At 44.2% G+C, this 8,134-nt stretch carries 8 protein-coding genes; 5 read left to right on the top strand and 3 right to left on the bottom strand.

Annotated elements, in window-relative coordinates; genetic code table 11:
* Positions 1-170 precede the first annotated feature (170 nt).
* Positions 171-662 carry an MliC family protein gene (locus GY683_RS01490; RefSeq protein WP_297287069.1) on the top strand — a complete coding sequence of 164 codons (492 nt, stop codon included), beginning with the start codon at positions 171-173 and terminating at the stop codon, positions 660-662.
* Between the two features lie 111 nt (positions 663-773).
* Here the strand turns inward: GY683_RS01490 and GY683_RS01485 are convergent, their stop codons facing one another.
* Positions 774-1,490, bottom strand: coding sequence for a TetR/AcrR family transcriptional regulator (locus GY683_RS01485; protein WP_297287068.1), 717 nt, complete (start codon positions 1,488-1,490; stop codon positions 774-776).
* 377 nt (positions 1,491-1,867) lie between these two features.
* On the opposite strand from GY683_RS01485, the gene GY683_RS01480 reads away from it, so the two are divergent.
* Together GY683_RS01480 and GY683_RS01475 are read left to right on the top strand one after the other, a co-directional pair.
* On the top strand, positions 1,868-3,052 hold the full coding sequence (locus GY683_RS01480) for a fatty acid desaturase (RefSeq protein ID WP_297287067.1): 1,185 nt from the start codon (positions 1,868-1,870) through the stop codon (positions 3,050-3,052).
* A gap of 59 nt (positions 3,053-3,111) precedes the next feature.
* Positions 3,112-4,599, top strand: coding sequence for a protein adenylyltransferase SelO family protein (locus GY683_RS01475; RefSeq protein ID WP_297287066.1), 1,488 nt, complete (start codon positions 3,112-3,114; stop codon positions 4,597-4,599).
* 43 nt (positions 4,600-4,642) lie between these two features.
* Here GY683_RS01475 and GY683_RS01470 read toward each other — a convergent pair whose 3' ends face one another.
* Positions 4,643-5,167: a hypothetical protein gene (locus GY683_RS01470; protein ID WP_297287065.1), complete on the bottom strand. Its 525-nt coding sequence runs from the start codon at positions 5,165-5,167 to the stop codon at positions 4,643-4,645.
* A 310-nt stretch (positions 5,168-5,477) separates the two neighbouring features.
* On the opposite strand from GY683_RS01470, the gene ccoS reads away from it, so the two are divergent.
* Positions 5,478-5,657: a cbb3-type cytochrome oxidase assembly protein CcoS gene (ccoS, locus tag GY683_RS01465; RefSeq protein ID WP_046696195.1), complete on the top strand. Its 180-nt coding sequence runs from the start codon at positions 5,478-5,480 to the stop codon at positions 5,655-5,657.
* 31 nt (positions 5,658-5,688) lie between these two features.
* Positions 5,689-6,381 (top strand): sulfite exporter TauE/SafE family protein, encoded by a 693-nt coding sequence (locus tag GY683_RS01460; protein WP_297287064.1) that lies wholly within the window; start codon positions 5,689-5,691, stop codon positions 6,379-6,381.
* A 200-nt stretch (positions 6,382-6,581) separates the two neighbouring features.
* Here the strand turns inward: GY683_RS01460 and gdhA are convergent, their stop codons facing one another.
* Positions 6,582-7,922 carry an NADP-specific glutamate dehydrogenase gene (gdhA, locus tag GY683_RS01455; protein ID WP_297287063.1) on the bottom strand — a complete coding sequence of 447 codons (1,341 nt, stop codon included), beginning with the start codon at positions 7,920-7,922 and terminating at the stop codon, positions 6,582-6,584.
* Between the last annotated feature and the right edge of the window lie 212 nt (positions 7,923-8,134).

The raw sequence follows: 8,134 nt of genomic DNA, 5'->3' as shown, positions 1-8,134 counted from the left end.
TGGGTAAAATTTTTCACATCACTCATACAATTTTTCCTGTACGCGTTACATCATGTCTGAATTTTTTGGATAGAATAAATTAAGGTCTTAAGACTTCATTAGTATTTAGAATTAGTATTTAGACCTAAAAGCAAAATATATTTTATTTTTTATCATTCGAGGAAACTATCATGAATAAACTACTGATCGCAAGCGGTATCGTCTCTGCCATGGTTATGACAGGTTGTGCAACCAACAACACTCAAGCCGTCGATGGCCATCCACACAGCGAAATGCATGACGCTCATAAAGGCATGAAAGACCATCACAAGCATGGTGACAAGCACCACAAGCATAAAGATGGCAAGCGCAAAGGTAATTTGCAAGCCTATCAATGTGAGTCAGACGCAGCCGTTATGGTGCATCAGCTGCCTAGACAAGATAAAGCATTGCTAAAAGTTAATGCGCCCTCTTGGAATCTAAACGATACTCGTCTTGAGATGATAGCAGCAACCACAGGTTCAGGTGAGCGTTTCGTGAACGAAACCAATCCTACTTCAAAATACGAATGGCACCAAAAAGGCGACATGGGCGTTCTATCTGTTACCATCAATGATAAAATTCATTCTCTAAACTGTGAAAAAAACAGAGCTTCCGCCACCGCCACATGGCAAACATCCTAAAAAAGACGTGCCCGAACAAACAGCTCAACCTGCCGATCAAGCATCTTAATTGGCATCAATCCCCAAATAAACAAAAGACGCAAATCATTGCGTCTTTTGTTTATTCTAAATTTAAAACCCTACTGCGCTTTGGTCTTGCATTTCACTAGCGATTGACTGATCTTTTCCCTGTATCAAATTCCCCTTAGTATAGCCATCTGCCGCACCCTCATCTCTATCAAGTTCGTCACTTAGCGGGTACAACTTTGGCAAATCAAGCAGCTGCTTGACGAACGCATATTTTAAAGTCTCACGACTACCAAGGTATCTCTGATAGAAGCTAGAATTAAGCAGTCCCGCCCCACCCTGTCCGATCGCCCAAATGCTCGCCATATAATCTCGTACGGTCATGGCACTCTGCTGTTCATTCAGATAAGTCTCTGCAATATCAAGCATACATTTCATCCGCTCGCGTCGGATTTGGTATAATTCTGCAAAAATCTTATTCAGCCCAGATGATGTGCTGGCAAGTCGCTCCTCAATGTGATTAAACAGCATTGCACGCTGCGGTAGCCTTAATTGCTGCAGCACCATCCGCGCAACGCCCGCACCCGCACCATCGGCGGTCTTGTTCATCATAAATAATTTGCGCTCATGATGAATTAAGATTCTAAGCAAAAGCTCGTCCTTACTGGCAAAGTGCTTATAAAGTGTTCCTTTTGCCAAATCAAGGTGCTGCGCAAGGCTGTCTAGTGTCAAATCGCCCTCGCCCGACTCCAAAATCAGCTGTTCAGCGGTCTGTAAGATCTTAGATTCTCTTATTTCAAATAATTCTTTACGGCTTGACATGGTTATCCTTAGAGCCTTTTAGCACTTGCCAAAAATCCCAAATTCAGGCAAAGCGTGCAAATCTTCATGCAAAAATTAAGAAAATTATAACAAACAACCCCACCGAAAACAGCTTTTTTTCTTGTCAAATTAGGAAAATTTGTCGGAAATCAACCCAAAATTGACTGCAATCAACTCAAAATCTGCACAGACAAAATGGGGATAAAAATAGTTACAAAGTTTTAATAAATTTTCGTGAATAAATGTTCACTTTTGAATTTTTTTAGGCTACAATAGGTTTTATAAGAATATCAACGCTTTAACTACTTTTTTATTTAAATAAGAACGCCTAGATTCATCTAGTTCATTGACTTATTTTTGACCAACAGGAAACTGACATGAGTGTCGAAAGAAACCCTCAAGCCTTTGAAAATGCGCCCATCAACTGGGTGCCTGCCATCGTGCTACTTTCTACGCCATTACTTGCCATCGTGCTTGTACCTTGGTATCTGTGGACTCATGGCGTGAACCCTGCTGTCTGGACTGCTTTTGCGTTTTTTATGGCGTGGACAGGTCTATCCATCACGGCAGGTTATCACCGCCTATGGGCGCATAAGTCCTATGAAGCCCATCCGATCATCAAATACTTCTTGCTGCTCGGCGCAACGTTGGCTGTACAGAGCTCAGCGTTTGATTGGTGCTCTGGACACCGTACGCATCATCGCCATGTCGATGACGAATATGATGACCCGTACTCTGCCAAACGTGGTTTTTGGTTTAGTCATATGGACTGGATGCTGCACAAATACCCAAGCGGTCAATACGACTACAAGAACATCCCAGACCTAAAAAAAGACAAAGTGCTACAACTGCAGCATAAATACTATGGCATTTGGGTCATTGTGACCAACGTTGTGGTTGTTGGTTTGGCGGGTCTTTTGACGGGCGATATGCTAGGTACATTCCTAATCGCAGGTTTGCTGCGCATGGTACTAACACATCATTTCACGTTCTTTATTAACTCGCTGTGCCACATGTTCGGCACTCGCCCATATACTGACGAGAACACTGCACGCGACAACCCAATCCTTGCGATCTTTACTTGGGGTGAAGGCTATCACAACTACCATCACTATTTCCAATACGACTATCGCAATGGCGTAAAATGGTGGCAGTATGACCCAACCAAATGGTTCATCGGTCTACTACATAAAGTCGGTCTTGCCAAAGAGTTAAAACGCGTTGATGACGTTACCATCAAACACGCTGAAGTTACCATGCAGTTTAAACGTGCTCAAGAGCGCATCGCCAAAGGCGAAGAGATGACTTTAGATGAGCGTTTCATGGCATTCAAAGATCGCATCAGCGCAGAATACGAAGCATTCACTCAGACGGTAGAAGAATGGCACGCCCTAAAAGCCAAATCAGTCGAATTAAGGCGTACCGAATTCGCCAATCGCTTGCACGAAGCCGATGAGAAGCTAAAAGAACAATTCGCCCAAGTCGAGGCTAAGATTCTAGCGCACGATGAACGCATCGAAAATGCTTACCTACAGCTAAAAGGCAAATCAACCCAAGGCTAAGCCATAACAAGTTAAGCAGTTTTCTCCACACCCTTCGCCATGTTGCGGAGGGTTTTTTTATGCTACAATCTCATCAAACCTCGAAGAAGAACATCATGAATCATCAGCACAGTTATCTTACCGTCAATCCCAGACTTTATCATAAACAAAGCGCTCTGCCGTTGGATAATCCCAAGCTTGCGCACTTCAATCATGCACTACACCAGAGCATGAGCAATCTTCCCTGTGATGTGTTGGATTGGCAAAGAATCATTGGCGCAGATAACGATGCATTTCCTGAAGGATTTAAACCGCTTGCCATGGTCTATGCAGGACATCAGTTCGGGCAATGGGCAGGCCAGCTTGGAGATGGTCGCGGTTTATTACTCACCCAGATCATCGACAAACAAGGCAAATTAACCGATTTGCATTTAAAAGGCGCAGGCAAGACACCCTTCTCCCGATTCGGAGATGGTCGCGCGATGATTGCCAGTACGGTTCGCGAATATCTTTGCGGTCATGCCTTGTCCAGCCTAGGCATTGCCAGCTCTAATGCGCTTGGCTTTGTGGTGTCAGATACCTTAATCGCTCGCAACCAAATGGAGCGTGCCGCTGCCCTACTGCGCACCAGTGATTGTCATGTGCGGCTTGGTCATTTTGAATGGATTGCTGTGTACGCACCCGAGCTTTTGGGTGAATTCACTTATCAGATGATGGATATTTATTATCCAGAAGTGGGGAATGACATCAATAAATTCTTGCATGCAGTGTGTCAAAACACCGCAAAACTCATCGCAAGCTGGCAGTTGATTGGATTTAGCCATGGCGTCATGAATACGGACAATCTAAATATTACAGGCTCAACATTGGACTTTGGGCCATTTGGCATGATGGAGCGATTCAATCCGACGTGGATTAACAACCACTCTGATCATCATGAGCGTTACACTTATCAGAATCAGCCCACCATCGGGCATTGGAATCTACAAAAGTGGTTGTCTTGTTTTAGCTTCCTATCCGTGCAGCACGATGTGATGTTGGCATGTCTAGAAGACTATGAGGCAACCTTCCATCGGTATTATGACAAAGGCATCTGCCACAAAATCGGTCTGGATTCATCACATACTGGCGCGGTAGATTTGGCATATGAATTTGTTGGCTTATTAAAGACTTATGAGCTGGATTATACCAACAGTTTTCGCGCATTGATTGGCGTGCTGTCAGATGATGAGCATCCGTATGAGCAGGATTTATTTGATCAATTAACCCAAAAGATCAGCGCACAAGGCGGAATCGAGAGATGGCAAGATTGGCAAGCGCGCTATATCGCCACCATAACGAATGCTCAGCAATCCATCGATCTCATGACAAGAACCAATCCAATCTACATCCTACGTAACGCCATGGCGGAACGTGCCATTCAAGGAGCCCTGAAGGATGATTTTACAGAAGTATCGAGATTATTTGACTTGCTGGCAAATCCATTTGAATTACAATCCATCGCCAAAAACGAGGATATCACACCCACCGACAGACGTGACATGACACCGGTTAGTTGTATGTCTTAGAATAGACAAAGAAAAAATAATTGGGATAGGAAGGGAGTTCGCGTTAATCTAATGGCACAAAGCGAATGGTGTCTTGAACTGCGATGATGTGCAGCTCATCGCCGCTGCGTTCAAAGGCATAGACATCACTTAAGATCCACATGATGGTATCAATAAGCTCGCTGCTACAATCGCCGCCCTGCCTGGTGGAGTTATCTATCGACAGACGCTCATTAGAGACATCATTTGTATTTAAATCCACCAAGATGCGCTCACAGTCATCATAGAACTCGCCCTGCCCGCGACTAAAATCGTGCAAATCCAAAACCAATTTACTCGTCACAGGCTGATCATTGATGCTAATGACTTGCCATTTTTTGGCGATGAATTGCTCGGTCGCTCTAGTCTTGCCGATGGCGATGGCTGAACTGGGCGAAGCAGAAATGGGCGCGCTGCTTATTTTAGATTCGTCACCACCTTTGGGGGGCTGATCGCTACACCCAACGAAAAATAGCACCGATACCAAAAGCACGGCGCTTTTATTTAATCCCTGAGTAGCTAGTAAATCGGTATTATATTTAAATCGCATAAAGTATCGTATAATTTTACATCCGGCTGGGCTCATACTTTGATTATTAATCACTTTTATGAGTTTAGTATTGCGTATTTTGACGTTAAACACAATGCAAAAAGCAGGTAATTTGGTTGCATTTTTGTAGTTTAGGTATTGGCTGCCAAATTATAGTATAATAAGCGCATTACTTGAACATTCTTTTCATTGAACCTTTAACATCCATTATGTTATAATGGCTCGTTGCGGATTTTCCTGTATCGATCTTTCTTATGACTTATACGTCAGCCGAGATAAGCAGGATTGACAATCATCCTGAGGAATACACATGCTTAGCATCTATCTGCTCATTCCTTTGAGTCTCATGCTGTTCGTGGTGGCGATTTGGGCGATTTGGTACGCCGTCAAATCTAACCAATTCGAAGATCTGGACAATGCGCCAGAGCAGATCATCCTAGACGACAGACAAGAGCGCCGCAAAATCCTAAAAAAAGATTCACGAAAATAACATACCAGCTTTTGCCAGTATAGAGGTAATTATGACAGCTTCTTTATTAATCGCAGCGCTCGCCATGGGCTTTTTTGGTTCGCCGCACTGCCTAGGAATGTGTGGCGGCATCGTTGCTGCCTTTGGCATCTCAATGAAGAATCTCACGCCCGCCAAGCGAAAAACGCTCATCGCTACTTATCACCTTGGCAGGCTGCTAAGCTACATGGCGCTTGGTGTGCTGGCTACGATTGTTGGCAGCACGGTGATTGCGCCATTTTTGACCAATAACGCTTTGCCGCGCATTCTCTTGGGTGGTGCGCTGATTTTTGCAGCGCTGCTCATGCTTGGCGTGCCATTTCTTACTCGTCTTGAGAAATTAGGTTTGGGCCTTTGGAACAAACTTGCGCCCGTTCGCCAAAAAGTTCTACCAATTGACAGCATTCCTAAGGCGCTTGGCGCAGGTCTATTATGGGGACTTCTGCCATGTGGATTGGTCTATGGTGCATTGGTGATGGCTGTTAGCGTGTCAGCAGCACAAATTAGCCCACTGTCAGGTTCTGTCTTTATGCTGTTTTTTGGTCTTGGTACGCTGCCCATGCTCATCGCTACTGACACCATGATCGCATGGCTTCAAAAGACGGTGAGTAAGTTCAACTTACGTAAGTTTAGCGGTGCGCTGATGCTCATCTCTGGTCTGGCCGTTGCCTTATCGCCCACCGTCATGCACATGATGCACGGATGATTCTCATGGCCATCATGCGCATGGTCACATGCATCATGAAGATTCTCATGATCATTCACACATGCAGCACGATCATAGCAATCACAATCATAACCACGACACTCATTAACATCACAATCATCAAGAACACAGCCATCATTAATTTGACAATAAAAAATCCGCTCATCATTGAGCGGATTTTTGTTTGAGGTTCCTAAGTATTATAGGATACCATAGGCTACTAATGCGTTCGCTACTTGAACGAAACCTGCTACGTTAGCACCAGTCATGTAGTCCACGGCGTCTTTAGTAGTGCCGTATTTCTCAGCAGCCGCTTTTGAATTGTCGTGGATGTTCTTCATGATGTTTTGTAGTTTTTCGTCAAGCTCAGCGAAGGTCTTGTATTGACGTACTGAGTTTTGGCTCATTTCTAAGCCAGACACCGCAACACCACCAGCGTTCGCAGCTTTACCAGGTGCGTATGCTACGCCATTGTCGCGTACCACATCGATCGCTTCAGCAGTCAATGGCATGTTCGCGCCTTCTGCGACATATTTTACGCCGTGCTTAACCAGAGCTTTAGCATTCTCAGCGTCAACTTCGTTTTGAGTAGCGCAAGGTAGTGCCACTTCTGCATCGAACTGCCATGGTTTTTGACCTTCAAGCCATTCTCCGCCAAACTCTTTAACATAGTCTGCCAATGCTTTACCGTTGGCTTTGTGGTCTTTTACCCAATTGATTTTTTCTTGAGTGAAACCGTCGTGATCAACCAAGGTGCCTCTAGAGTCAGAGAAAGTGATTACCTTACCGCCTAAGTGTAGTGCTTTTTCGGCAGCGTATTGTGCCACGTTACCTGCACCAGACACTAGAACCGTCTTACCTACTAGACTGTCGTTGTTCACTTTTAGCATGTTGTCAAGGAAGTAAACCAAGCCATAGCCAGTCGCTTCGGTACGAATTAATGAACCACCGTGACCAACACCTTTACCAGTCAATACACCTTCAAACTCACGAGTTAGGTTCTTGTACATGGCGAACATGTAGTTAACTTCGCGACCACCAACACCGATGTCACCTGCTGGTACGTCCATGTCTTTACCGATGTTTTTGTGTAGTTCGCGCATGAATGCGTAGCAGAAACGGCGGATTTCGGCTTCTGATTTGCCTTTAGGATCAAAATCCGAACCACCTTTGGCACCGCCCATAGGTAGGCCAGTTAGTGCGTTTTTGAAAATTTGCTCGAAGCCTAGGAATTTTAGGGTGCCTTCAGTAACGGTTGGGTGGAAACGGATACCGCCCTTATATGGACCGATCGCGTTGCTGAATTGAACACGCCAGCCGCGGTTAACTTCAACTTCACCTTTGTCATTTTCCCAGTTTACACGGAAACCGATGATGCGGTCAGGCTCGCAAAGACGCTCAAATACGCGATACTCCTCGAACTTAGGATTGTCGGCATACACCTTATCAATGGTCAGCGCAACTTCTTTTACCGCTTGGATGAATTCTGGTTGGTGAGCGTAGTTTTTTTCTACTTTTTCAATGGCAGACTGGATGGTCATGGCAGATTCCTTAAGTTAGGTGGGTTAAAAACAAATGGTATCAATCGATGAAATTAATCATATGAGGTGATATATTCATAAGCAAATACAATATAATAAAAATTGGTCGAAATTGCAAACATTATTCAATATTTTTTATGCATATATTATAAATTATGATATATAACACCCAATCAATCAGTTTTAGCAAATATATCCTTTTATGATTAGAT

It is taken from the genome of Moraxella sp. (genome assembly GCF_024227015.1).
Lineage (GTDB): Bacteria > Pseudomonadota > Gammaproteobacteria > Pseudomonadales > Moraxellaceae > Moraxella.
This window is presented reverse-complemented; position numbering and strand designations above follow the sequence as displayed.

Coding starts and splice junctions, on each gene's coding strand:
- GY683_RS01490 (WP_297287069.1), top strand. CDS start 171: ATGAATAAACTACTGATCGCAAGCGGTATCGTCTCTGCCATGGTTATG.
- GY683_RS01485 (WP_297287068.1), bottom strand. CDS start 1,490: ATGTCAAGCCGTAAAGAATTATTTGAAATAAGAGAATCTAAGATCTTA.
- GY683_RS01480 (WP_297287067.1), top strand. CDS start 1,868: ATGAGTGTCGAAAGAAACCCTCAAGCCTTTGAAAATGCGCCCATCAAC.
- GY683_RS01475 (WP_297287066.1), top strand. CDS start 3,112: ATGCTACAATCTCATCAAACCTCGAAGAAGAACATCATGAATCATCAG.
- GY683_RS01470 (WP_297287065.1), bottom strand. CDS start 5,167: ATGCGATTTAAATATAATACCGATTTACTAGCTACTCAGGGATTAAAT.
- ccoS (WP_046696195.1), top strand. CDS start 5,478: ATGCTTAGCATCTATCTGCTCATTCCTTTGAGTCTCATGCTGTTCGTG.
- GY683_RS01460 (WP_297287064.1), top strand. CDS start 5,689: ATGACAGCTTCTTTATTAATCGCAGCGCTCGCCATGGGCTTTTTTGGT.
- gdhA (WP_297287063.1), bottom strand. CDS start 7,922: ATGACCATCCAGTCTGCCATTGAAAAAGTAGAAAAAAACTACGCTCAC.